Here is a 23,133-nt window from a genome sequence, read left to right as displayed (position 1 = left end):
CCCCGCCTCGCCCCGGTGGGCCACGCCGCTGCACCGCGGTTGCAGCCGCCTGGCTCCAGGGAGGAGGGAGGCCTCGCGCATGAAGGCCCGCGTTCGGGACACCGCCCTTGCCCTGGCCGCGGTCTCGACGGCCATGTCCCTCACCGCCTGCGGATCGGGCGCCGGGAACACCTCCGGCTCAGGGCGCGCGCGGAAGATCGGCGTGCTGCTGCCGGACTCCACCACCGCCCGCTGGGAGACGCGGGACAGACCCCTGCTGGAACAGAAGATCCGGCAGCTGTGCGGCGACTGCACGATCGAGCACGCCAACGCCAAGGGTGACGTGGCCATCCAGCAGGAACAGATGGACTCGTCGATCGCCAACGGGGTCAATGCCATCGTTCTGGCGGCCGTCGATGCCAGGGCCATGGGCGCCTCGGTCGGAAGAGCAGCTGCCGCGCACATCCCGGTCATCGCCTACGACCGCCTCGCCGAGGGCCCGATCTCGGGCTACGTCTCCTTCGACGGACAGGAGATCGGCAGGCTCCAGGGCAAGGCGCTGCTGACGGCCATGGGCGCCAAGGCGCACGGCGGCCAGATCGTGATGATGAACGGCGACCCCGGCGACCCCAACGCGCTGTCGTTCAAGCAGGGCGCACTGTCCGAACTCCGGGGAAAGGTGACGATCGCCAAGGAGTACGACACACCCCAGTGGAGCCCGGAGGCGGCTAACGTGAACATGTCCGGAGCCATCTCCGCCCTGGGCGCCGGCAGCATCAACGGCGTCTACGCCGCCAACGACGGCCTCGCCGCCGGCAGTATCGCCTCCCTCAAGGCCAACAAGGTCAGCCCGCTGCCCCCCGTCACCGGGCAGGACGCCGAGCTCGCAGCCGTACGACGCATTGTCGGCGGCGATCAGTACATGACGGTCTACAAGCCGTTCGGGCCCGAGGCTGCCGCCGGCGGCGCCATGGCCGTGGCCGCCGCACGTGGTCAGCGCCTCGACGGAGTGACCACCAGGCAGGTGAAAACCCGCAGCGCCGCGGAGGTTCCGGCCGTGCTGCTCACCCCGGTGCCCGTGACCCTTGCCACCATCAAGAACACCGTGGTGAAGGACGGCGTGTACACACTCGAACAGATCTGCACCCCGCCACTCGCGGGCGACTGCCACAAGGCCGGGCTGACCTGACAGGCGGGGCCGGCCGGCCCAGGCCCGGGAAGGAGATGATCCTCTTGCCGCCCCCCTTGCTCGCCCTGCACGGCGTGTGCAAGCGCTTCGGCGTCGTCGAGGTCCTCCGGGACATCGAGCTGGAGATCCACGCCGGCCAGGTCCTCGCCCTGCTCGGCGACAACGGAGCCGGCAAGTCCACCCTGGTCAAGGTGATCTCCGGGGTCGCTCCCGCGGACAAAGGGAGCATCGAGTGGGAGGGCCGGCCCGTTCACATACGGCGTCCCCAAGAAGCCCGGGACCTCGGCATCGCCACCGTCTACCAGGACCTGGCGTTGTGCGGAGGCCTCGACGTCGTCGGCAACCTCTTCCTCGGACGCGAGATCCGCAGGTTCGGTTTCCTCGACGAGGTGGAGATGGAGCGCCGCACCAGGCAGCTGCTGGAGCGCCTGACCCGGAGCGTCCCCGATCTGCGCGGTCCCCTGGTGTCACTGTCCAGCGGCCAGCGGCAGACCGTCGCCATCGCCCGCTCGATTCTCGGCGACCCGCGCGTCCTTCTTCTGGACGAACCGACCGCGGCGCTGGGGTTCGAGCAGACCACCGAGGTCCTCGACCTCGTCGACCGTCTCCGCGACCACGGCCTGGGGATCCTGCTCATCAGCCACAACATGGGCGATGTGAAGGCCCTCGCGGACCGGGCCGCCGTGCTGCGGCTCGGCCGCAACAACGGCTTCTTCGACGTGAGCACCGCCTCCCAGGAGCAGATCATCTCCTCCATCACGGGTGCCACGGACAACGCGCCCCGCCGGCCGGCCCACCGCGAGGCCGAGTGGTGAAAGGGATGCGTGACATGCCGGACGAGACGCGGGCCGATCCCGCAGCAGCCACCGCAGAAGCCCGTCAGCAGCGCGCCGGGGGGGCCGTCACCCATGCCGTGACGGGCTGGATCGCCGTCCGGCGGCGCAGGCTGAGCGCCGGTGAGCTGGGCCACCTTCCCGTCACCCTCGTCCTCGCCGCGGTCTGGATCATCTTCCAGTGCATCAACTCCGCCTTCCTCTCGCCCCGTAACCTGTCCAACCTCAGCGTGGACATCGTGGGCACGGGCCTCATCGCGGTCGGCATCGTCTTCGTGCTGCTGCTCGGTGAACTCGACCTGTCGGTCGGTTCGATCAGCGGGCTTGCCGCCGCAGTCTTCGCCGTGCTGAGCGTCAACAACGGCGTGCCGGAATGGCTTGCCCTGATCGCCGCCGTGCTGACGGGCACCGTGGCAGGAACCGTCCAGGGGTACTCCGTCGCCAGGACCCGGGTGCCGGCCTTCGTGGTCACGCTCGCGGGGCTGCTGACGTGGAACGGCCTCATGCTCGCCATCCTCGGCACGAGCGGCACCGTCAACCTCGACGAGAACGGGCTCATCGCCCACCTGACCAGCTACTACTTCACCAACGCCGGCGTCGCCTACGCGGTGGCGGCACTCGCCACAGCTCTGGTCTTCCTCGCCTCCTACCTGAACAGGCGCCGTCGCAGGGCCGTCGGCATGCCACACCGCCCGCTGCACACCATCGGGGTGCGCACAGGAGCAGTGGCGGTGATCGCGTTCGCCTCCGCCTATCTGCTGAACCAGTTCCAGGGCCTGCCGCTGGCTCTGCTGATCTTCCTCGCCGTGGTGGCGGGCCTCGACATCATGCTCCGGCGCACACCCTACGGACGGCAGGTCTACGCACTGGGGAGCAGCGTCGAGGCGGCCCGTCGCGCCAGCCTCAGCGTGACCGGCGTACAGACGGCCGTGCTCGCGGTCTCCGGCACCCTGGCGGCGACCGGCGGCCTGTTCCTGGCCTCGCGCATCACGTCGGTGAGCCAGAACTCCGGTTCCGGCGTCCTGCTGCTCAACGCCATCGCTGCCGCCGTCATCGGCGGCACCAGCCTGTTCGGAGGACGCGGTACGACCTGGTCCGCAGTGCTCGGCATACTGGTCATCCAGTCGATCGCCTCGGGCATGGCCCTCACCGACACGCCCACCGCCGTCCAGCTGGTGATCACGGGTGGGGTGCTCTTCGCCGCGGTGGTCATCGACTCATTGTCCCGGCACACGCAGCAGGCACACGGGCGCGCCTGACACTTCCACACGGTGGCCATGAGGCTGCCGAGGTACCGGTATGCAGGGTAAATGACTAGATATAATGAGAATGTTTTCGCATACACATGAGATAAAGAGGCACTGTGGTGCCGGCCGGATGTGGCATGTTTCCCTTCCATCCCTGCACAGATCAGATCGAAAATTCGACGCGGTTGATGAGATGTGTCTGTCGGCCTAGTGAGCCCGCCGCCCTCCCCTGGCGCGACTGAGCTGGGACTTCGCAGCCGGCCCTGCCCAGGGGTAGACGGCAGGCGCGCGGGGACCCAGCGCGAGGAAACACCGATGAGGCTCAGATCCGTCCTCTGCTCCACCGCTGCCGCCCTCTCCGCACTGGTGCTGCTCAGCGCCTGCGGCGGCGGCGCCGGCATCACGGCCACGTCGAGCGGCGACAAGCCGCTGGTCGGTGTCGACTACCCGCGCTCCGACACCGATTTCTGGCACGCGTACATCAAGTACACGCCGGAGTACGCCAAGCAGCTCGGCCTCTCGCTCAAGACCACCAACTCGCAGAACGATGTCGCCAAACTCGCCGCCAACGCGCAGACACTCATCCTCCAGGGCGTCAAGGGCATCGCGATGGCCCCGCAGAGCACATTCGCCATCGCGCCGATCCTGGCGCAGTTGCAGGCGGCGAAGATCCCGGTCGTCACCATCGACACCCGCCCCGACACCGGCAAGGTCTACATGGTGGTCCGCGCCGACAACCGCGCCTACGGCGAGAAGGCATGCAAGTACCTGGGCGCCAAGCTGGGCGGCAGGGGCAAGGTCGTGATGCTCGAGGGCGACCTCGCATCGATCAACGGCCGTGACCGCACCGGCGGATTCAACGACTGCATGAAGAAGAACTACCCGGGCATCAAGGTGTTCGGCGAGGCCACCAACTGGGACGGCGCCGTCGCCGCGCAGAAGCTCCAGAACGACCTGACTGCCCACCCGGACATCAAGGGTATCTACATGCAGTCCAGCCTGGCCCTGTCCGGCACGCTCCACGTGCTCAAGCAGGAGGGGCTGTTGGCAGGCCCGAAGGACAAGAAACACGTGTTCGTCGTCTCCAACGACGGCATCCCCAGGGAACTCAAGAACATCTCCGACGGCAACATCGACGCCACCGTGTCCCAGCCGGCCGACCTTTACGCCAAGTACGCCCTGTACTACCTGAAGGCCGCGATCGACGGGAAGACGTTCAAGCCCGGCAAGACCGACCACAAGAGCACCATCGTGCTGGTCCGCGACGGACTTCTGGAGGACCAGCTCTCCGCCCCGCTCGTCACCGCCGACGGCGGCACGTACGGTGGCGTCCCCAGCCTCAAGAGCACCGACACGTCTCTGTGGGGCAACAGCCCCGGCTGACACCGCGTCTGACCGCTGTGTGAACCACCGGGTCTTCGCCCCAGGTGAGGAACTTCCCTCGGCCGGCAGCGCGTTCCACATCGCGGCGAACTGCTCCTCGGTGAGGTCCTCCCGGTCGCACCCAATCCGGGTCACGAGCTGATTCGGTTCTGATGCTGGAGGAAGCCGGCGGCCGTCCCGAGGACGGTGGGGTCAGGCAAGACCTGGACAAGGCGGTTGACCGCGACGCTTCCCAGGACCACAACATCCACCGGCCGCAAAGCGTCGACCTCGACTGGGTGCGATCGTCGCCGCGACCCGGCTGCTCGCCGCTTCGCGCGGTGGTACGTGCACAGTGGCGGAGTCCAGGAGATAGAACGGTTCGGGTGTGGCCAGGCACGCCACGTCTTCACCGTCGTACGCCATGGCCGCAGCCGGCATCCCACGATTCTGGCCTGCTGGGACACCCTCCGCCGGGCGGTCCGTCTGGGCCGCTCCGCTGCGGCGTGAGGCCGAGGAACTCTCTGCCGCCCTGTCGAGCCGCACCCGACCGTGAGGTGGTCACCCCGCACCCGCCGGCCCCGCCCGAGCTCCTCAGTGCCCCGCGGCCCGAAGGTCTCCCTCAGCGTCTCCCGGTGCCGGCGACGCGTCCGTGAACCGGACACGGCCGGGATCGTCTGCGGCCACTGCGCCGTCGTCGACACCGCAGCGCCGGGATACGGCTTCGAGGTCCTGCTCTTCGCCACGCTCAGCGGCCCGACGCGGTGACCGAGCGGTAGCCGCGCGAGGAGCCGACCATCCGCTGGGCAGGCGGAGGTCACCAGACAAGGGGGCCAGAGCCGAAAAGCCGCTGAAGACAAGCCCGAACTCGTCGCGTGAAAAGCGCTCGTGCTCCCATGTCCAGCGGCGCTAGCCTCGCTGGACATGGGAGCACGAGCGCAGTACGTGGTGGTCGAGGACGGCGCCTGGCAGCGGTACTACTCGCACTGGGCCGCCAACCGGGTGGTCGACGATCTGCTGCCCGGTCCGGCCGCGGCGACACGCTGCTTCCGCGCCAACCGGGAGATCGACGAATGGCTTGACGACGTGTGGTGCGAGGGCGCCGCACTCGTCGACCACGACCGCCGGATCCTGCTCTGGTTCGCCTTCGCGGACAGCTGGGCCGACCACATCGCCGCCCGCGCCGTACTGGCCCGGACATGGCCCGGCTGGGACGTTCGCTTCGCGCACGACGGCATGGGTGATCTGACCCACCACCTGGGCCTCGGCAGGGATCTGACCCGTGCGCCGGGCTGGTTCGAGACCTTCGAGGCATCCGGGTTCGCGGCCACCGAGTACACCGAGCCCTGCTCCGTCGTCTCCCTGCGCCTGCCCGACGGAAGCGTTCGCGCGTGGGGCAGCGACTGGGAGCCCATCGAACACCTCGCCGCCGGCCCCGGACTGATCGACCTGATCGATGCGTCGCCGGCTACCCCTCAGCTCACCGACATGCCGTACGGCGGCGTCCATTTCGACCCGCAGGCCCGCACCGTCTCGCTCTGGGCAGTGCAGACCGTGGCCGGTATCCACCACTGGCCATTGCCGGGCTGGGAGAACTGGGTCCTGGACTTCCGCGGCGACGACCACACCCAGCAAGCCGGGCTGCTCCCGGCGAACTTCCCCTTCCCGCAGCCCCCGCTCACGGCCGCACTGCGGCAACTCAGCGACGGCCTCGGCACCCCGCCGCCCGACAACGGCGTACTCCTTGCCGCCGCCGCGGCTGCGCCTGGTCCGGAGGGCACCACCCCCATGGTGAACCCCGCTGCGCTGGTGCCGCACGAACCGGCCGATCCCACCCCGTCCGAAACAGCCGAGCTGCGAGCGGCGCTCGATGCGCTGATCGCGACGGCGCAGGCGGACTGACCACCATCCCAAGGGCTCCCCGCGCCCGACAGGTGGCTCGGCCACCGTGGCGGACCACCACACAGGTCACGGGCCGCTCGGCTGAGGGCGCTGAACAGCACTCACGCCGACGGGGTCGGCGGTATGCGGCAACCGGGGCATCCAGCTCGTCGGCGGCACCGCCGGCGAAGCCCCGACCAGCCGCCTCCGGAGCATCCTTCGTTCGCCGTTGACCTCGGGGGTGCCGAACCGTGTCAGGCAGCGGCCCACGCCTTCTTGGTCGTGCCCGCAGGGTGAGGATCTGACCGGCGCCTCGCCCCGCGCGTTACGGGTGCTGCGTCGTACCCGCCGCAGGCTGCTCCGTCCCGCAGTACCGGCACTTGCCGGCCGCGGCGGGAATGTCCTCGGAGAGGCAGGCGGGGCACGTCTTCACCGCACCGGGCTCCTTGAAGGCGGCCACTCCGCGCCGGGCCTGGAACTTCTTGTACGGCACGACGATCAGGAAGTAGACGACGGCCATGAAGATGATGAAGTAGATGACCGCCGAGATGAACGACCCGATGTCGAGGAAGGTCGCCTTGTTCCCGGGCCGCCCGAGCTGCCACCCGAGCCCGACGGTCCGGCCCCCTTGCGCCCGCGCGATGATCGGGTTGATCACATTGTCCGTGAACGACTTGATGAGGGTGCTGAACGCCAGCGCTACGATCAGCCCGACCGCGACGACGACGATCTCGCCCCGCATCAGGAAGTTCTTGAATCCCCTGAGCATCTTGTCTCTCCGCGTTGGCGCCGATTTGACCGATTGGTCATCAGAACGCTAACGATCCTGCGCGGTGAGGCGAGGATGTGACGCGCGGGAATTGCGCGCGGTCTCTTCTCGGTTCCACCAGCCGTGCGGCGCCGGCCGGCGGCCGGTTGTGAGCAGCAGGACCTCGGGCACGGCGTGCTCCCGAGGGGACCGTATGCTCGGATCATGGTCAGCAGCCGGACGCAGAGAGAGAGGGGGGCGGGGGCCGGGGCGCCCGCGAGAGGAACGTGTCACCGGTGCGGTACGGAACGCGGTGATCGAGCTGGTGACCGGACACGGCGTCAAGGCGGTCACGATGACGCGGTGGCGGCGCGCGCCGAGGTGAGCAAGCCCGCGATCTATCGTCGCCGGCCGTCCAAGCAGGCTCTGGTCATCGCCGCCGCCGAGACACGCATCGGACCGCTCTCGGTGCCCGATCTGGGGCGATCTCCGCGCTGAACCGCACGATGTCCTGCTCACCGTGAGGTGTTCGCCAGCGCGCTGGGCGTGGTGCGCCTCCCCGGGGACACGCCGGCCGCATTCCTGCGCCACGCCGTCGACTTCGCGAACGGGACACTGCCCGGCACCCTCGGCGCGACGCTGATCGTGCACCCGAGGACGGAGAAGGAGGACAGTGCCGCCGTGGAGAGGGCGGTCGCCGAACTGCGCTACGGCACCCTCGGCATCAACTACTGGTCCGCGATCGGCTTCCTCCTCGGCTACACCCCCCTGGGGCGCCCATCCCGGCCACACCCGGCAGGCGATCGGCAGCGGCATCGGCTTCGTCAGCAACGCCTTCATGCTGGAGGACGTCGAGAAGACCGTGGTACGGGCCCCCTTCGCGCCCCTCCCCCCGCGGCCTGTTCACCGGGTCCGCGTCCCTGTCGCCGCGCCCCCCGTACTTCGTCACCAACCGCACCGGCCGCAGGACCCTGGAACGCGTCACCCGGTTCACCGCCGCGCCGGCTCTCGCCCGCCTGCCCGCGATCTTCGCCTCCGCGATCCGCGGCTGACTGGGCAGGCGCGAGAGGTCCGCCCGGCCGCCCCCGCCGGCTGCAGGATCCGGGCCTGCGTTCGCCCGCAAGCGCCGGGCCCGTGCTCCGCGTACCATGAGAAGGGAATCGTACGCGGAGCAAATCGTATGCGGGGTGAAGAGTGTCCGAGGTGTCCTTGGTGCCGGGGACCGTGGCCGAGCACACGGTCTGTCTGCTCGTCAAGCTCGGTCAGGTGGCCTTCCGGTTGAGCGAGGACAGCCTGGAGGACACGGGCCTGCGCGTGCGCCACTACAGCATCCTGCAGGCTCTGGCGGACAACGGTCCCCAGCCGCAGCTGGGCCTCGGTACCCATCTGCGCATCGACCCGGCCACCATGGCCGGCAGTCTCGACCTGCTGGAGAACGCGGGCTATGTCACTCGGGCCCGTGACCGGACGGACCGCCGCAGGTACGTCGTCGAGCTCACCCCTGCCGGTACGACCGCGCTCAGCCGCGTCAACGGCAAGCTCGGCCTGCTCGACACACAGGTGTTCGCCGACCTGGCCCCGGCCGACCGCACGGCGCTGCACCGCATCCTGACCGAGCTGGCGTCGGGCGCCACCCTGCCCACGCTGTTCGACGAGGCGCGCGACCGGACGGGGTCCCGGAAGGAGTCGTAGAGCGGCGCGCCGGGCACGGAAGAGGCCTGGAGAACGGCGGCGCCGGGGAGCGTGCGAGCGCCAGGGTGGCACCGGGCGCGATGCGGTGATTTGCTCGATATGTCCGCCGTATGTGTCTGCTGTGGGCCTCTCCCACCGACAAGGACTTCTCGTGACCGCTTCGCCACCCCACACATCCCCTTCCGGCGGGTTCGGACTGGACGAGGCCGTGATCGGAGTGCTGTTCCGGCAGTCGCCGTACGGGCTGCATGTGTACGACACACAACTGCGACTGGTCCGGGTCAACACCGGTGCCCGGTTCATCCAGGAGTTTCCGGTCGACCGCATGCTGGGGCGCCCGATGCGCGATGTGCTGCGGGCCTATCAGGCCGACGATCCGAAGGCCGTCGAACAGGCGGCGCGCGAGGTGCTGGAGACCGGCTGCCCCGCCCTCGACGTGCAGTTCCGGGTACGAAGCTGGGAAGGCCCGCTGCGGGAGCATGTGACCTCGGTGTCCCTCTTCCCGCTGCAGCGGGACGACGGAACGGTGCAGGGTCTCAGCGTCGTCGTCACGGACATCACCGAGCGGGTCCGGGCCGAGGCCCGGCTCCGCCTGCTGAACCGGGCCACCGCCGAGGTCGGTACGACGCTGGACGTGTTCCGCACCGCGCAGGAGCTGTGCGACATCGTGGTCCCGGAGCTCGCCGACTCGGTGACCGTGGACGTGCTCGACTCCGTGCTGCGGGGCGAGGCGCCCGCCTTCGGCACGGTGACGGAGAGACTGCCGCTGCGCCGCGCGGCCTCGCGCTCGGTGGACGACGAGGGCCGCCGGCACGACCCCCCGACCGGCGCCGCCTGCCGGGTCTGCGCCCCCTCGCGACGGGACGTCCTGCCGAGCCTGGAACCCGAGCTGGTCCCCGTCCTGGATCAGGCGCACGCGCGGAACACCCCGCTGACCGCGGCCGGTGTGCACTCCATGATCACGGTGCCGTTGCGCGCCCGTGGGGTGGTGCTGGGCCTGGCCTGCTTCTACCGGTCGCACCACCCCGTCCCGTTCGACCGGGACGACCTGGCGCTCGCCGAGCAGCTGGCGGCCGGCACGGGTCTGTGCCTGGACAACGCGCGTCTCTACCACCGGGAGCACTCGGTCGCCCGTATCGTGCAGCGCAATCTGCGGCACCCCGACTCACGGTGCCACGCCGCCGTGGACACCGCACACATCTACCTTCCCGCGGGAGCCGGAGGCGGCTGGTTCGACGTCATTCCCCTCTCGGGCTCGCGCGTCGCCCTGGCGCTCGGGGACACCACCGCGCTGTACATCGACGACACGGCGGCCATGGGGGAACTGCGCGCCGCCGTCACCGCCCTGTCCGAACTCGATCTGCCGCCCGACGAGATCCTGGCCCGTCTGCACGACCTGACCAGCCGGTTCGCCCGTGCTCCGTGCGGTCCGGAGTCCGAGGAGGCGCCGTCGCCCGACCAGACCTGGCCGGCGACCTGCGTGTACGTGATCCACGACCCGGTGACCGGAAACTGCGCCGTGGCCGCCGCCGGGCACCCGCCGCCGGCGCTCGTCCTGCCCGACGGCGAGGTCGGACTGATCGACGTCACCCCGGGTCCACCCCTGGGCGAGGGCCTAGGCGAGTACGCCGTCACCGAACGCACCCTGCCCGAGGGCAGCACCCTCGTCCTCTACAACCCCGCCCTGCTCCCGGCCGGCGACGGTCCGCGACCGCGCCACATCCCGCTGGACGAGCTGCGCCGCATCGCGGCGGACCACTCCTCCCTCCAGGCCAGGTGCGACGCCATCGTCGACGCCCTGCTCCCGGAGCAGCCGCAGCGGGACGCCGTCCTGCTGCTCGCCCGGACCCGTGCACTCGACGCGAGCCGGACGGCGTCATGGACACTTCCGAACCAGCCCCAGGTGGTCACCGAGGCCCGGCGGAAAGTCGCCGACAGGCTCACCGAGTGGGCCCTGGACGACCTCGCGGACGACACCGCACTCGTCGTCAGCGAACTGGTGACCAACGCCGTCCGCTACGCCGACGGGCCCATCGAGCTGCGACTGGTCCGCGACCGGACCCTGACCTGCGAGGTCACCGACGACAGCAGCACCGCGCCGCAGCTGCGCCGCGCCATGGTCGGCGACGAGGGCGGCCGGGGACTGTTCATCACCGCGCAGCTCACCGAACGCTGGGGCGTCCGGCCCGCACGGCGCGGCAAGACCGTGTGGGCCGAACTGCGCCCGCCCGAGGACTGACGGCCGTACGCGTCTACGGGGCCGGCGGCAGGCCCCGCAGGGTGGGCAGCAGTGCCAGGGCCACCCGGACGTCCAGGGTGTCGCTGTCGATGCCGCGGCCGAGGATCTGGCGCGCCTGGTGGACCCGGTAGGTGACCGTGTTGGGGTGGATCATGAGACGTTCGGCGGTGCGGGTGCGGCTGCAGTTCTCGTCGAGGTAGCTGGCCAGCGTCGTCGCCAGCCGGAAGGTGGCCTCGTCGTCGGCGGCGAGGTCACCGAGCACCCGGATGACGAACGTCCGGGCCTGCTCGGCGTCCACTGTGCCGAGTGCGGCGACGGCCATGTTCCGGTAGCGGGCGACCGGCGCGGTGTGCGGTTCGGCCAGCATCACCACCCGGCGGGCATGCGCGGCCTCGATGTGTGTGCGGCGGAAGCCGTCCAGCCCGTACGCCGGCTCGCCGAGGACGACCCGGACCCCCGCCGGGGCGGCGAGCCGCGCGGGGTCGAGGTCCGCCTCGGTGAACGGCGTGGTGCGGCTCAGCCAGGCGGCGTGCGTCTGCGGCCCGAGCGAGTGGGTCAGCGTGGCGTCCGCGCCCACGGCCCGCCCGGCGGCCGCCACCACCTGGGCGGCCCGCGCGTCGGACGTGGCCTCGACCCCCCAGGCGATCAGGCCGAGGTGGTGGCGGGCGAGCTCGTAACGCAGCCGGTTCGTCGCCCGGCGCTGGTCGCGTTCACGCCCGGCCAGGATGGCCGTGATCGCCTCCGCGCGGGCCGCGGCGGCACTGCGCATCCACGCCTCGCGCTCGGCCGCGTACTCGTGTTCCGTCTGCTTGACCGCCGCGTCGACGTAGGCGAACAGCCAGCGTGACGCCAGATCGACGGCTGCCGTCTGCTCGGCCGGATCGGCCGGCCGGGCGGTGATCCGGTCGAACACCCACTGCCACAGCATCTCGTGTCCGAGCCGGTAGGAGCGCAGGATCGCCGCGAGCGCCAGTTGCCGGTGCACCACGGACCGTGTCGCCTCCACGGTCGAGGCCGGAAGGTCGACCCGGCACGGGTCCCCTCCCCGTTCGAGGGCCTCGGCGATCAGCCGGAAGTGCGCCTCGTTGCTCTTGACGCTCTCGGCGACCGACTCGGCGTCCGGAAACCACTCCGGTCCCTCGGCCTTCAGGGCCGCGGTGACCCGTTCCGCGAGTGCCGCCGCCTGCGTGGCCAGCTCGGCCGCGACCGGGCGAAGCACCTGCCGCCAGGCCTTCTGGGCAGCCGGCCTGCGCGCAGGCGCCCACTCGATCTCCACTCCGCGAGTCTATCGAGGCGCTCCTGCACCGGCGATCGGCCGCTTGTCACCGGGCGCCAAGATCCGCGCCACTGTTGGCAGCCCAGTACAAGCCCGCACAGGCCCGCGCCGCATAACGTCCGCGCATGCCCTCACCACGCATCAAGACCTCGGACCTGAGCGGCCGCACCGTGGTCATCACCGGAGCCGGCAGCGGCATCGGCCGCGAGCTGGCCCTGCTGTCCGCCCGCCGCGGTGCCGACCTCGCCCTGTGCGACCTCAATGAGCAGGGGCTGGCGGAGACCGCCGACGGCATCCGGGCCTTGGGCCGCGCGGTGCTCACCCAGCGTGTCGATGTGGCTCGCGCCGCGGACATGGAGGCCTTCGCCGCAGCCACCCACGAACGCTTCGGCGTCGCGGACCTGCTGGTCAACAACGCGGGCGTCGGGCTGCTCGCCGGTTTCCTGGACACCGGGCCCAAGGACTGGGACTGGCTGGTGTCGATCAACCTGATGGGCGTCGTGCACGGCTGCTCGGCGTTCCTTCCCACCATGATCGAACGGGGCAGGGGCGGCCATGTCGTCAACCTCTCCTCCACCGCCGGTGTCCTCGCCAACCCGCAGCTGTCGGCCTACAGCACGACGAAGTTCGCGGTGTTCGGCCTCTCGGAGACACTGCGCCTGGAGATGCGCCCGCACGGGATCGGCGTGACCGCGGTCTGCCCCGGCGTGATCAACACCAACATCACCCGGGCGACCCCGATCCGCGGCGGCGGCGACCACGACCGGCGCCGCGAGCACCTGGCCGCGCTGTACCGCAAGCGCGGTTACACCGCCGAGCGCGTCGCCCGCAACGTCCTGCGCGCCGTGGACCGGAACAAGCCCGTCGCCCCGATCGCCGCCGAGGCCCACCTCAGTTACTGGCTGTCGCGCGCGGTGCCTCCGGCCGGCCGCTGGTTCTCCGCCCGCCTGGCCGCCATGGCCGACTAGCCGGATCCGGCACCCGCCCCGTCCCACCCCGCCGGCACGATCAACCGGCGGTGAACCGCCCCGAGAGGTTTGACCGATGTCCAAGGAACACTTCACCGACCAGGAGCTGGCCGAGGTCAAGGCGGCCCAGCGGCTGGCCTACGACGCGGTGGCCGCCGTAGAGGCGCAGCTGTACGAGGGAATCACCGAGAAGCAGGCCGCGAAGGCCATCGAGGACTGGCTCCGCGCGCACGGAGTGACCCGCTTCTTCCACTACGGCTTCGCCTGGTTCGGGGACCGCACCCGGTTCAAGAACTTCGAGAAGCCGAAGGGCGGGGCGCTCACCAGCCTGCTCAACCCGAAGATCGCCCACTTCGGCAAGCAGTTCCAGCCCACCGACCGACCGCTGCGCCGCGGTGACGCGGTCATCCTCGACGTCGGCCCCGTGGTGGGCGGATTCGCCTGCGACATGGGCTACTCGTGCAGCCTCGGCGGCGAGGACGACGAGGACTTCCACGCCGCCCGGATGGCGCTGGAGCCCCACCGCGCGCTCATCCTGGACCTGGTCAGGCAGGGCACCCCGCAGTCCCGGATCTACCGGGAGGTCGACAAGCTCATCGCCGACCAGGGCTACGAGAACATCCACAGCTACTACCCCGGCTCGGTCATCGCCCACAAGGTGGGCAAGGTGCCCGGCACCCGGCTGCCCACCTTCCGGGTGCAGGGGTTCAGCCCGCAGGCCATCGCCTACCTGAGCGGGCACCTGCTCGAGTCCGCGATCCGCCCCCGGCTCAACCGGACCCCGCTGTGGGGAGAGACCTCCGACCAGCCCTGCGAGCCCGGGCTGTGGGCCGTCGAACCCCACATCGGCAAGGGCGAGATCGGCGTCAAGTGGGAGGAGTTGCTCGTGGTCACGGAGGACGACGCGTACTGGCTCGACGACGACCTGCCCCACATCCGCTACTGGCAGCAGCACCGGGCCGCCTGACCGGCGACGACACCCACTCACGTATTCCAGAACCTGAGAGAAACCCCCATGACCGACGTGCAGAACGAGACCGCCACAGAGCTCGCCGACCTGGCCGCGGAGACGTACGTCTTCGCCTACCCGCTGGTCCTGATGGAGCTGACGAAGCGGCAGATGACGTCCAAGTACGCGCCGGAGGTGGGGCACGCCCCCATCAACACCTTCGCGCACGCCCCGGCGTTCCCTGACGCGGCCTTCGAGTCGGTGGTCAGCCCCAATGTCGACACCCTGTACTCGGTCGCCTGGCTGGACCTGTCGGCGGGCCCGGTGCAGCTGTCCGTCCCGGACACGGACGGCCGGTACTACATGCTTGAGCTGCTCGACGCCTGGACCAACGTCTTCGCCTGCCCCGGCACCCGCACCACCGGCAACGAGGCGGCGGAGTTCGCCCTGGTCGGCCCCGGCTGGCAGGGCGAACTGCCGGACGGCGTCCAGCGCATCGACGCCCCGACCGCCACGGTCTGGTGCATCGGCCGGACCTACACCGACACAGTGGCCGACTATCCGGCCGTGCACGCGGTCCAGGCCGGCTACCGGCTGACCCCGCTCGGCGGCTCCACGAGCGCCGCGGAGCCCGGACCCGGTCCCGTGGACGCCGTGACGGCGCCCGTCGACCAGGTCGCCACGCTCGATGCCGCCACCTTCTTCGCGATGACGGCCCATCTGCTGGCGACCAACCCGGAGCGGGCCGCCGACGCCCCGATGACGGAGGCGCTGGAACGACTCGGCGTCATCGCCGGACGGCCGTTCGACTGGGACGCCCTCACCCCGGACGAGCAGAAGCAGATCGCACGCGGAGCGGCCGACGGGCTGAAGCGGGTCGAGGAGAGGGGCCGCTGGCCCCGCGCCGACTTCCACGACGGCTGGCTGACCGCGTACGACCTGGGCGAGTACGGCACGGACTATCTGCACCGGGCCTCGATCGCCTGGGTCGGCCTGGGCGCCAATCTCCCCCAGGACGCGCTCTATCCGCTGTGCCGGGTGGACGCCGGCCGCGAACCGCTGCACGGCGGCACCTCCTACACCCTCCACTTCGAGGCCGACGCCCTGCCGCCCGCCGACGCCTTCTGGTCCCTGACCATGTACAACGACCGGCAGTTCTTCGTGGACAACCCGCTGAACCGCTACGCCATCGGCGACCGGGACGCCCTGGAGTTCAACCCCGACGGCTCCCTGACCCTGCTGATCCAGCACGCGTCCCCGGGCGAGGGCCGCGAGGCCAACTGGCTGCCCGCGCCGGAAGGTTCGTTCAACGTCATCATGCGCCTCTACCTCCCCCGCCCGGAGGCCCTCGACGGCAGCTGGCGCATGCCCGGCATCCGCAAGGCTGGCTGATCCCGGTCCTGCAACAGACCCAGCAACCGTGTCCGGCCCTCGCGGGCCGGACCAGGCCTCACGGAGGTTCCCCATGGGCTCGCCATCGCTCCGTCCGGGACGGGGGCCGGGCGTCGATGCCTCCGGCCCGGCCACGCCCCCGGTCTCCCGGCGCTACGCGTGGTACGTCTTCGCGCTGGCCTTCGCGCTGGCGCTCACGGACTACATCGACCGCCAGATCATCGTCTCCGCCTTCCCGTTCCTGAAGGACCAGTGGGGGCTCTCCGACACGCAGCTGGGCGCCCTGGTCTCCGTCGTCTCGGTGACCGTGGGCCTCGGCGCGCTCCCGCTCGCCCGCCTGGCGGACCGCTGGAGCCGGGCGAAGTCGGTCGCGCTGATGGGCACCGTCTGGAGCCTGGCCGCGTTGGGCTGCGCCATCAGCGGCAACTACGGCCAGATGGTTGCCGCCCGGGCGGCCGTCGGAGCCGGTGAGGCGGGCTACGGCCCGGCGGGCGGTGCCCTGCTCGCCAGTCTGTTCCCGCAGCGCAAGCGCTCCACGGTGGCGGGCGCCTTCCTGTCCGCGGCGCCCATCGGCGCGGTGTTCGGCGTCTTCCTGGGCGGCTTGATGGTCGGCCAGCTCGGCTGGCGCATCACCCTCGGCGTGTTCTCCGTGCCCGGCGCGGTGCTGGCTCTGCTGTTCCTCAAGGTGCGCGAGCGCCACGCCCCCGGCACCGACGCGGTCGCCACCGGGCAGGACGCGCCGGCGGTCCCGGTCGGACTGCGCGCCGTCATGGCCGAACTCTTCCGCGCCCGCACCGCCGTCCCGGTCTACCTCGCCAGCGCCCTGCAACTGGCGGTGCTCTCCACGCTCTTCGCCTGGCTGCCCAGCTATCTCACCCGGGCCTACGGCTACACCGACACCCGGGCCGGAGCGGTGTCCGCCGTGGCGATCCTCGCCAGTGCCGTCGGCACCTTCGTGCTCGGCGGCCTGGCGGACCGCGCGAGCGCGACGCGCGCCCGCAACAAGCTCCTCTTCCCCGCCGCGTTCGCCCTGCTCGCCCTGGCCCTGCTGACCTCCGCTTTCGGGGCGGTGCCCACCGGTCCGCTGCAGCTGTGCCTGATCGTCGTCGGCACCTTCGCGGTGACCTCTGTCATCGGGCCGGTCCCGGCCGTGGTCATGGACATCGTGGACTCCTCGGTCCGCGCCACCGCCCTCGGCATGCTGGTGCTGGTGCAGAACCTCTTCGGCCTGGCCGTGGGACCGCTGCTCACCGGCCGGCTCTCGGACGCGTACGGCCTGCCCACCGCCCTCACCGTGATGCCCCTGTTCTGCATCGGTTCGGCCGCCGCCCTCTGGTACGCCTCGCGGACCTACGAGCAGGACCTGAACGCACAGACCCGACGGGACGCACAGTCCGGCGAAGCCCTGTGAACCCGGTTGTCGCGCAGGAGCTTGAGGCGGCGGCTGTGGGGCTCGGGCCGGTGCATGGTGCCGGTGCGCCGGCCGGAGTCGCGTGGAACGGGTACCGGTCCTGCCGCGGAGGCCAGGTGCCCGGCGTCCGCGTAGGCCGACAGGTCCACGGCGGCGACGACGTGCTCAGCGCCGAGGATGGGGCCCGTGCCCGGCAGGGATTCGATGATCTCCGCCTGCGGGTGGGCGCGGAAGGTGTCCCGGATCTGCTGGTCGATACGTTCGAGCCGGGCGTCCGGGGCGGGGATCCGCGTCGCCGGGTCAGCCACGAACCGCGCGGTGACGTCCTCACCGGGCCGTGCCGTCCGCTGCGCGCGAGCCGCCTCCAGGGCGGTGGCCGCGACCAGGTCGGCACTACGTACGCCCCGGTTGGTGAGCCAGAACGTCAGCCTGGCGAAAGGCCGTTCCAGCGCGGGGAAGACGCCGGTCAGTACGTCGCGGAGCCGGTTGAGCAGCCGCACCCGGTCGGCCACCAGGCCGGTGCGGTGGGCCGTCGGCAGAGCAAGATCGGCGCCCGGCCGGGCCGATGCCGCCCCGCCCATCGGTCACATGCCTCTCCTCGAACCACCGCTCCTGCCCCGCCCCTGGCTCGCCACGGCCGGCAAGAACCGATCAGCCACACCCGGCCCTTCCGGGCCGCGTCACACCTTACGGAGAACCGATGCTCAACCTCGTCGCCATGCTCGAGGACAGCGCACGCGCCGTGCCGGACCGCGCCGCCGTGGTCCTCGGCGACCAGCAGTTGACCTACGCGGAGCTCGACGCGTCCGCCTGTCAGGTGGCCAACCTGCTGCGTTCGCGGGGCATCGAGCCGGGCGACAAGGTCGCGCTGTCCTGTCCGAACGTGCCCTGGTTCCCCGTCGTCTACTACGGCATCCTCAAGGCCGGAGCGGTCGTCGTCCCGCTCAACGTGCTGCTGAAGAGCCGCGAGATCGCCTACCACCTGCGCGACTCCGGCGCGAAGGCGTACTTCTGCTTCGAGGGCACGGCCGAACTCCCGCTGGGGCAGGAGGGCTGGACCGGGTTCGGCGAGACCGAGAGCTGTGACCACTTCTTCCTGCTGACCGGCCGTCCCACCGCCGACTCCCCGGTCAGCGGCGCCCAGACGGCGACCACGGCCCTGGCCGACCAGGACACGGCGTTCGCCACCGTGCCCACCGAGCCCGGCGACACCGCGGTCATCCTGTACACCTCCGGCACGACCGGCCGGCCCAAGGGCGCGGAACTCACCCACGCCAACATGACGCTCAACGCGCTCACCTGCCACAAGATGCTGGGCGAGATCGAGCACGAGGTCCATCTCATCGCCCTGCCCCTGTTCCACTCCTTCGGCCAGACCGTGCAGATGAACGCCGGCCTCGCCGGCCGGTCCACCCTGGTCCTGCTGCCGCGCTTCGACGCCGCGTCGGCCCTGGCGCTGATGCAGCGTCACCGGGTGACCTTCTTCGCCGGCGTTCCCACCATGTACTGGGCGCTGCTCGGCGAGGCGGCCTCGGGCGCCGCGGACGTCGACGTGCCGGCGATCGCCGGAAATCTGCGGAGGGCCATGGCCGGCGGGGCTGCGCTGCCGGTGGAGATCCACCGCCGCTTCGAGGAACGCTTCGGGGTCACCATCCGCGAGGGGTACGGGCTGTCCGAGACCAGCCCGCTGGCCACGCTGACACCGGTCGGCGAGCAGGTGCGCCCCGGTTCCATCGGCCTTCCGGTGTGGGGCGTGGAGGCGGAACTGATCACCAAGGACTGGAAACGTGTCGAGGGGCACGACGAGGTCGGCGAGATCGTCGTGCGCGGGCACAACGTCATGAAGGGCTATCACAACCGCCCGGAGGCCACCGCCGAGGTCATGCGCGACGGCTGGTTCCGCACCGGAGACCTGGCCCGCCGGGACGCGGACGGCTGGCTCTACATCGTCGACCGCGCCAAGGACATGATCATCAGGGGCGGGTTCAACGTGTACCCCCGGGAGATCGAGGAGGTCCTGCACACCCACCCGGCCGTGAGCATGGCCGCCGTCATCGGCGTGCCCCACGAGAGTCACGGCGAGGAGGTCAAGGCCTGCGTGGTCCTCAACCCCGGCGCCACCCTCACCGAGGACGAACTCATCGCCTGGTGCAAGGAGTCGATGGCGAGCTACAAGTACCCACGCCGGGTGGAGTTCCTGGACGCCCTGCCCATGAACGCGACCGGGAAGATCCTCAAGCGACAGCTGCGGAACGGCCTGTAGGCACCTGTCCGCCATCGTGCAGGACCAGGTGCCCGGCATGGTGTCGCCCCTCACACGATGCGTACCACTAATCGTATGCAGTACGAATGATATGTTGCACATATGATCTCCTTCCCCCAACGCCAGGCCGACCGCCTCTACCACGAACTCCTCGCCCCGCAGGAGACCCAGGACGTCCGCACCCGGGTGCGCGCACTCGCCGAGAAGGCCGTCGCCCCGCACGCCGCGGCGATCGCCAACGGCGACGAGCGCACCGACGGTTTCCCCCGGCAGGTGTTCGACGACCTCGCCGCCGCCGGCCTGTACGGCACAGCGTTCCCGGCGGATGTCGGCGGTGCCGGACTTGCCCACCCCGCCACCGCCACCGCGGCCGCCATCGAGGAACTGGCCTACTGCTCCAGCAGCATCGCCGCGGTCTTCGACGTCCACTGCATCCTCGCCGGGAACGCCCTCAACCAGGGCACCGAAGCCCAGCGACAGCGCTGGCTGCGCCGGGTCGTCGACGGCTCGGTGGTCGGCGCCTTCGCCACGACCGAGCCCGACGCCTCCAGCGACCTGTCCCCGCAGGCGGTGCGGACCGTCGCCGAACGGACCGCCGAGGGCTGGGTGCTCAACGGCCACAAGCGGTGGATCTCGAACTCGCCGGTCGCCGGCTTCGTCGTCACCCTGGCCCGCACCGGTGACCGGCTGAGCATGTTCATCGTCGACACCTCCCTGCCTGGTGTGTCGGTGGGCGTGCCGGACCGCAAGATGGGCAACCGCGGCCAGCTCACCGCCGACGTGCACTTCGCAGACGTCCGGCTCACCGACGACGACCTGCTCGGCGGCGTCGAGGGACAGGGCCTGCGGCACGCGCTGGGCACCCTGACCTACGGCCGGATCGGCATCGCCGCCGCCGGCGTGGGGATGGCGCAGGCGGCCTTCGACCACACGGTGGCCCACCTCTCGGAGCGCCGCGCCTTCGGCAAGCCGGTCGCCGCCAACCAGCACTGGCAGTTCCTGCTCGCCGAGCGTGCCACCGAGATCGAGACGGCCCGGACCCTCTACACCAAGGCCGCCCTGCGGCTGGACGCCGGCAACCCCTTCCCGGAACCCGAGGCGGCCATGGCCAAGTTCCACGCCACCCGGCTCTCGGTCGACATGGCACGCGACGCCGTACAGGCCTTCGGCGGCCTGGGATTCGCCCGCGAACTCGGCGCCGACGACCGGCTCTGCCCCATCGAGGCGATCTACCGCGACAGCAAGATCGGCGAGATCTACGAGGGCACCAACGAGATCCAGAAGTGGGTCATCGCCCGTCAGATCTTCGGTCGCGACATCACCGGCTGACCCACCCCCGCGGCGCCGCCCGGGCACGGACCGCTCCGGTCCGTGCCGGGCACGCCCGAGCCACGAGGATGTGCCCCGTCATGCACGTCTCTGCCGAAGCCCGGGAGCGGGCAGCCGCCGCTCTCGTCCGACTCGCCGAACTGCTCGGCCCGAGCGGCAGCGCCGCTGAGCCGGCGGACACCGATGCGGTGGCCCTGGAGCAGCGTGTGGAGGACGGCCTCGGCGCGCTGGGCCGGATGGTGCCGTCCTGTACCGGGCCGGAGGCCACCGCGGTCGCCCTGCTGGCGCTCGAACTCGCCGAGGTCAAGGCCCTGCTCGCCGACGAGCGCACCGCCCGGCGCCTCGACGGAGTGCTCCAGGTGCAACGCGCCCTGGCACATCTGCCGGCGACCGGCTCCACCGAGCAGATGCTGACGAGGGCCCCCGACGCGGTGTGCACGTACTGCGGGTTCAAGGCGGCGATCCTGTGGCGCGTCGAGGACGGCGTGGTCACGCCCGTGTCCGCGTACTCGGTGGAGGATCCGCATCTCCACGAGAAGGTGCGGCGCTTCTGCGCGGGCCTCGCGCCGATCCGGCTCGACGCGATGGTGCTGGAGAACGACATCCTGCGGCGCCGGTCGCCGCTGCTCGTCCATGACGCGCTCAACGACCCGCGGGTCATCCGGGAGCTCACGCGGGCGTCCGGCATCCGCTCGTATGTGGCGGCAGCGGTCATGCCGGAAGGCCGGGTGATCGGATTCCCGCACGCCTCCACCCTGGCGGTCGACGACGTTCTCGACCGGGACGTGCTCTGGGCGTTCGCGGAGGGCTACGGGTACGCGCTGGAGCGGACGATCCTGCTGCGCCGCCTGCACGACCACGGGGAGCGCATCCGCGACCTGGTCCATTCCACCGAGGCGGCGCTGACCCAGCTGCGCGAGGCCGGGTTGCAGATCTCGACCACCAGTGCGGGGCCGCAGGACGTCGAGTCCGGGCCGGTCCGCTCCGCGATGTTCTCCGCGCCCCGCTCCCCCGGCCGTGCGTGCGTTCTCCGGAAGGCAAAGACACTCCCCGCTCGGTGACACCTCACCATCGGTGCCGCCCGGTGGAACGAGACCGCGACGGCCTTGGCCACTCGTCGCCGGAGGTGACAGCGTTCCCTGCTCGTCAGCCGTCCTGGACGGTGGCACTGTGGGAGATGTGAACGCCGAGCACGGCTTGGCCGGTGTGCGGCAGCCACGGCAGTCGAGCCACGCGCTGCTGCTGATCCCGATCGTGCTCATCCTGGTGATCACGATGGTGGACCAACTGGTGCCCGAGGACGTCCATCTCGGCCCGCTCCTGGTCATCGCCCCCGCGATCACCGCCTCGTTCGCCGGTCCCTGGCTGACGGGGCTGATCGGTTTCCTGGCGGTGGGGGCGCAGGCGTACATCGGCTGGCATTTCGGCGTGCTGTTCTCGCGCAACGTCCTCGTGCAGATCCTCGCACTGGCGGTGCTGGCGGCCTTGATCGTGTTCTTCTGCGTGGTGCGAGAGCGGCACCAGCGTCAGCTGGCCAAGGTCCGGTCGGTCGCGGAGGCGGCGCAGCACGGCCTGCTGTGGCCGTTGCCGGAGCGGATGGGCTCCTTGCGGATCGCCTGCCTGTATCTGGCCGCCGAGGACGAGGCGCAGATCGGCGGTGACCTGTACGCGGCCACCCGCGTCACCGGCGGGGTACGCATCATGATCGGAGATGTGCGGGGCAAGGGCCTGTCCGCCATCGGCGAAGCCGCCCTCCTGCTCGGGGCCTTCCGCGAGGCCGCACACCGGCACGCCACCCTCCCCGATCTGGCCGCCACCCTGGAGCAGAGCGTGTCCCGGTACCTGGCCGACTTCGAGCCGACCGCCGAGGCAGGCGAACGGTTCGCGACCACCCTGCTGATGGAGCTCCCCGACGACGACCACATCATCCGCATGATCAGCTGCGGGCACCCCCCTCCCCTGTTGCTCAGCCCCGGCAGCGGCCTGACCGTCCCCGGCCTGCATCCCGCGCCGCCCCTGGGGATCGCGGAGACGGGACCGGACGGCTACACCATCGACGTGGCTTCCTTCGAGCCCGGCGACACCCTCCTGCTCTACACGGACGGCGTCATCGAGGCCCGCGACGCCGACGGCCGTTTCTACCCCTTCGAGGCACGGGCCGCCCAGTGGACCAAGGCCGGCCCCGAATCACTGCTGCACCATGTCCAACGCGATCTGGCCGCCCATACCCGCGGGCGCCTCAACGACGACGCGGCGCTCATCGCGCTCCACCGCGAGCTCGACAGCCACCGTCGCCATGGGCGGGTCATCCACTCGAGCGGGCTCGGCCACACCCCCTGAACCGGACGTGAGGGATCTCGTTCCCGCACCCCCGG

The 23,133-nt window shown here is 70.9% G+C and carries 19 protein-coding genes and 1 pseudogene; 17 read left to right on the top strand and 3 right to left on the bottom strand.

What is annotated here, in order from left to right:
• The first annotated feature begins 79 nt into the window (after positions 1-79).
• The 6 genes from SRB17_RS10050 to SRB17_RS10025 all read left to right on the top strand — a co-directional run bounded on the left by SRB17_RS10050 (position 80) and on the right by SRB17_RS10025 (position 6,512).
• Complete coding sequence (locus tag SRB17_RS10050) at positions 80-1,168, top strand: substrate-binding domain-containing protein (protein ID WP_153536891.1); 1,089 nt, start codon at positions 80-82, stop codon at positions 1,166-1,168.
• 35 nt (positions 1,169-1,203) lie between these two features.
• Positions 1,204-1,983 carry an ATP-binding cassette domain-containing protein gene (locus tag SRB17_RS10045; protein WP_153536889.1) on the top strand — a complete coding sequence of 260 codons (780 nt, stop codon included), beginning with the start codon at positions 1,204-1,206 and terminating at the stop codon, positions 1,981-1,983.
• A 5-nt stretch (positions 1,984-1,988) separates the two neighbouring features.
• Complete coding sequence (locus SRB17_RS10040; protein ID WP_153536887.1) at positions 1,989-3,260, top strand: sugar ABC transporter permease; 1,272 nt, start codon at positions 1,989-1,991, stop codon at positions 3,258-3,260.
• 303 nt (positions 3,261-3,563) lie between these two features.
• Complete coding sequence (locus SRB17_RS10035; protein WP_153536885.1) at positions 3,564-4,631, top strand: sugar ABC transporter substrate-binding protein; 1,068 nt, start codon at positions 3,564-3,566, stop codon at positions 4,629-4,631.
• A gap of 576 nt (positions 4,632-5,207) precedes the next feature.
• Positions 5,208-5,378, top strand: coding sequence for a hypothetical protein (locus SRB17_RS10030; RefSeq protein ID WP_153536883.1), 171 nt, complete (start codon positions 5,208-5,210; stop codon positions 5,376-5,378).
• A 156-nt stretch (positions 5,379-5,534) separates the two neighbouring features.
• The gene (locus tag SRB17_RS10025) at positions 5,535-6,512 is read left to right on the top strand and encodes a hypothetical protein (protein WP_153536881.1); all 978 of its coding nucleotides are present in this window, start codon (positions 5,535-5,537) and stop codon (positions 6,510-6,512) included.
• A gap of 304 nt (positions 6,513-6,816) precedes the next feature.
• Here the strand turns inward: SRB17_RS10025 and SRB17_RS10020 are convergent, their stop codons facing one another.
• Positions 6,817-7,260, bottom strand: coding sequence for an MscL family protein (locus SRB17_RS10020; RefSeq protein WP_153536879.1), 444 nt, complete (start codon positions 7,258-7,260; stop codon positions 6,817-6,819).
• Positions 7,261-7,602: 342 nt separating this feature from the next.
• Between SRB17_RS10020 and SRB17_RS47540 the strand changes: the two genes are divergently transcribed.
• The 3 genes from SRB17_RS47540 to SRB17_RS10005 all read left to right on the top strand — a co-directional run bounded on the left by SRB17_RS47540 (position 7,603) and on the right by SRB17_RS10005 (position 11,170).
• On the top strand, positions 7,603-7,737 hold the full coding sequence (locus SRB17_RS47540) for a TetR family transcriptional regulator (RefSeq protein ID WP_267133418.1): 135 nt from the start codon (positions 7,603-7,605) through the stop codon (positions 7,735-7,737).
• 714 nt (positions 7,738-8,451) lie between these two features.
• Positions 8,452-8,931, top strand: a complete 480-nt coding sequence (locus tag SRB17_RS10010; protein WP_194293960.1) for a MarR family winged helix-turn-helix transcriptional regulator — start codon at positions 8,452-8,454, stop codon at positions 8,929-8,931.
• A 151-nt stretch (positions 8,932-9,082) separates the two neighbouring features.
• On the top strand, positions 9,083-11,170 hold the full coding sequence (locus tag SRB17_RS10005) for a SpoIIE family protein phosphatase (RefSeq protein WP_153536875.1): 2,088 nt from the start codon (positions 9,083-9,085) through the stop codon (positions 11,168-11,170).
• A gap of 13 nt (positions 11,171-11,183) precedes the next feature.
• Here the strand turns inward: SRB17_RS10005 and SRB17_RS47985 are convergent, their stop codons facing one another.
• Positions 11,184-12,446 (bottom strand): PucR family transcriptional regulator, encoded by a 1,263-nt coding sequence (locus tag SRB17_RS47985; RefSeq protein WP_323375247.1) that lies wholly within the window; start codon positions 12,444-12,446, stop codon positions 11,184-11,186.
• Between the two features lie 125 nt (positions 12,447-12,571).
• On the opposite strand from SRB17_RS47985, the gene SRB17_RS09995 reads away from it, so the two are divergent.
• The 4 genes from SRB17_RS09995 to SRB17_RS09980 all read left to right on the top strand — a co-directional run bounded on the left by SRB17_RS09995 (position 12,572) and on the right by SRB17_RS09980 (position 17,166).
• Positions 12,572-13,414 carry an SDR family NAD(P)-dependent oxidoreductase gene (locus SRB17_RS09995; RefSeq protein WP_153536873.1) on the top strand — a complete coding sequence of 281 codons (843 nt, stop codon included), beginning with the start codon at positions 12,572-12,574 and terminating at the stop codon, positions 13,412-13,414.
• Between the two features lie 76 nt (positions 13,415-13,490).
• A complete protein-coding gene (locus SRB17_RS09990) occupies positions 13,491-14,381 on the top strand; it encodes a M24 family metallopeptidase (protein ID WP_153536871.1) in 891 nt (296 codons plus the stop codon).
• A 48-nt stretch (positions 14,382-14,429) separates the two neighbouring features.
• Positions 14,430-15,755 carry a DUF1254 domain-containing protein gene (locus tag SRB17_RS09985; protein ID WP_153536869.1) on the top strand — a complete coding sequence of 442 codons (1,326 nt, stop codon included), beginning with the start codon at positions 14,430-14,432 and terminating at the stop codon, positions 15,753-15,755.
• Positions 15,756-15,828: 73 nt separating this feature from the next.
• Entirely contained in the window at positions 15,829-17,166 is a 1,338-nt protein-coding gene (locus tag SRB17_RS09980; RefSeq protein WP_153536867.1) for an MFS transporter, read from the top strand.
• A 20-nt stretch (positions 17,167-17,186) separates the two neighbouring features.
• Here the strand turns inward: SRB17_RS09980 and SRB17_RS09975 are convergent.
• Positions 17,187-17,729, bottom strand: a pseudogene (locus SRB17_RS09975) (transposase); the annotation flags it as partial.
• A 137-nt stretch (positions 17,730-17,866) separates the two neighbouring features.
• Here SRB17_RS09975 and SRB17_RS09970 point away from each other — a divergent pair.
• The 4 genes from SRB17_RS09970 (at position 17,867) to SRB17_RS09955 (ending at position 23,098) form a co-directional block, all read left to right on the top strand.
• Positions 17,867-19,429 carry a long-chain-fatty-acid--CoA ligase gene (locus tag SRB17_RS09970; protein WP_153536865.1) on the top strand — a complete coding sequence of 521 codons (1,563 nt, stop codon included), beginning with the start codon at positions 17,867-17,869 and terminating at the stop codon, positions 19,427-19,429.
• Between the two features lie 102 nt (positions 19,430-19,531).
• The gene (locus tag SRB17_RS09965; protein ID WP_153536863.1) at positions 19,532-20,758 is read left to right on the top strand and encodes an acyl-CoA dehydrogenase family protein; all 1,227 of its coding nucleotides are present in this window, start codon (positions 19,532-19,534) and stop codon (positions 20,756-20,758) included.
• An 80-nt stretch (positions 20,759-20,838) separates the two neighbouring features.
• Positions 20,839-21,819, top strand: coding sequence for a GAF domain-containing protein (locus SRB17_RS09960; protein WP_153536861.1), 981 nt, complete (start codon positions 20,839-20,841; stop codon positions 21,817-21,819).
• 109 nt (positions 21,820-21,928) lie between these two features.
• The gene (locus tag SRB17_RS09955) at positions 21,929-23,098 is read left to right on the top strand and encodes a PP2C family protein-serine/threonine phosphatase (RefSeq protein ID WP_323375246.1); all 1,170 of its coding nucleotides are present in this window, start codon (positions 21,929-21,931) and stop codon (positions 23,096-23,098) included.
• Positions 23,099-23,133: the final 35 nt, after the last annotated feature.

It is taken from the genome of Streptomyces sp. RB17 (assembly GCF_009604455.1).
Taxonomy (GTDB): Bacteria; Actinomycetota; Actinomycetes; order Streptomycetales; family Streptomycetaceae; genus Streptomyces.
The sequence above is the reverse complement of the archived record's forward strand: the minus strand, read 5'-3'. Positions and strand labels throughout refer to the sequence as shown.

Coding starts and splice junctions, on each gene's coding strand:
- SRB17_RS09980 (WP_153536867.1), top strand. CDS start 15,829: ATGGGCTCGCCATCGCTCCGTCCGGGACGGGGGCCGGGCGTCGATGCC.
- SRB17_RS09965 (WP_153536863.1), top strand. CDS start 19,532: ATGATCTCCTTCCCCCAACGCCAGGCCGACCGCCTCTACCACGAACTC.
- SRB17_RS09960 (WP_153536861.1), top strand. CDS start 20,839: ATGCACGTCTCTGCCGAAGCCCGGGAGCGGGCAGCCGCCGCTCTCGTC.
- SRB17_RS09985 (WP_153536869.1), top strand. CDS start 14,430: ATGACCGACGTGCAGAACGAGACCGCCACAGAGCTCGCCGACCTGGCC.
- SRB17_RS10045 (WP_153536889.1), top strand. CDS start 1,204: ATGATCCTCTTGCCGCCCCCCTTGCTCGCCCTGCACGGCGTGTGCAAG.
- SRB17_RS10025 (WP_153536881.1), top strand. CDS start 5,535: ATGGGAGCACGAGCGCAGTACGTGGTGGTCGAGGACGGCGCCTGGCAG.
- SRB17_RS10020 (WP_153536879.1), bottom strand. CDS start 7,260: ATGCTCAGGGGATTCAAGAACTTCCTGATGCGGGGCGAGATCGTCGTC.
- SRB17_RS10050 (WP_153536891.1), top strand. CDS start 80: ATGAAGGCCCGCGTTCGGGACACCGCCCTTGCCCTGGCCGCGGTCTCG.
- SRB17_RS10035 (WP_153536885.1), top strand. CDS start 3,564: ATGAGGCTCAGATCCGTCCTCTGCTCCACCGCTGCCGCCCTCTCCGCA.
- SRB17_RS09990 (WP_153536871.1), top strand. CDS start 13,491: ATGTCCAAGGAACACTTCACCGACCAGGAGCTGGCCGAGGTCAAGGCG.
- SRB17_RS09970 (WP_153536865.1), top strand. CDS start 17,867: ATGCTCAACCTCGTCGCCATGCTCGAGGACAGCGCACGCGCCGTGCCG.
- SRB17_RS10040 (WP_153536887.1), top strand. CDS start 1,989: ATGCGTGACATGCCGGACGAGACGCGGGCCGATCCCGCAGCAGCCACC.
- SRB17_RS09995 (WP_153536873.1), top strand. CDS start 12,572: ATGCCCTCACCACGCATCAAGACCTCGGACCTGAGCGGCCGCACCGTG.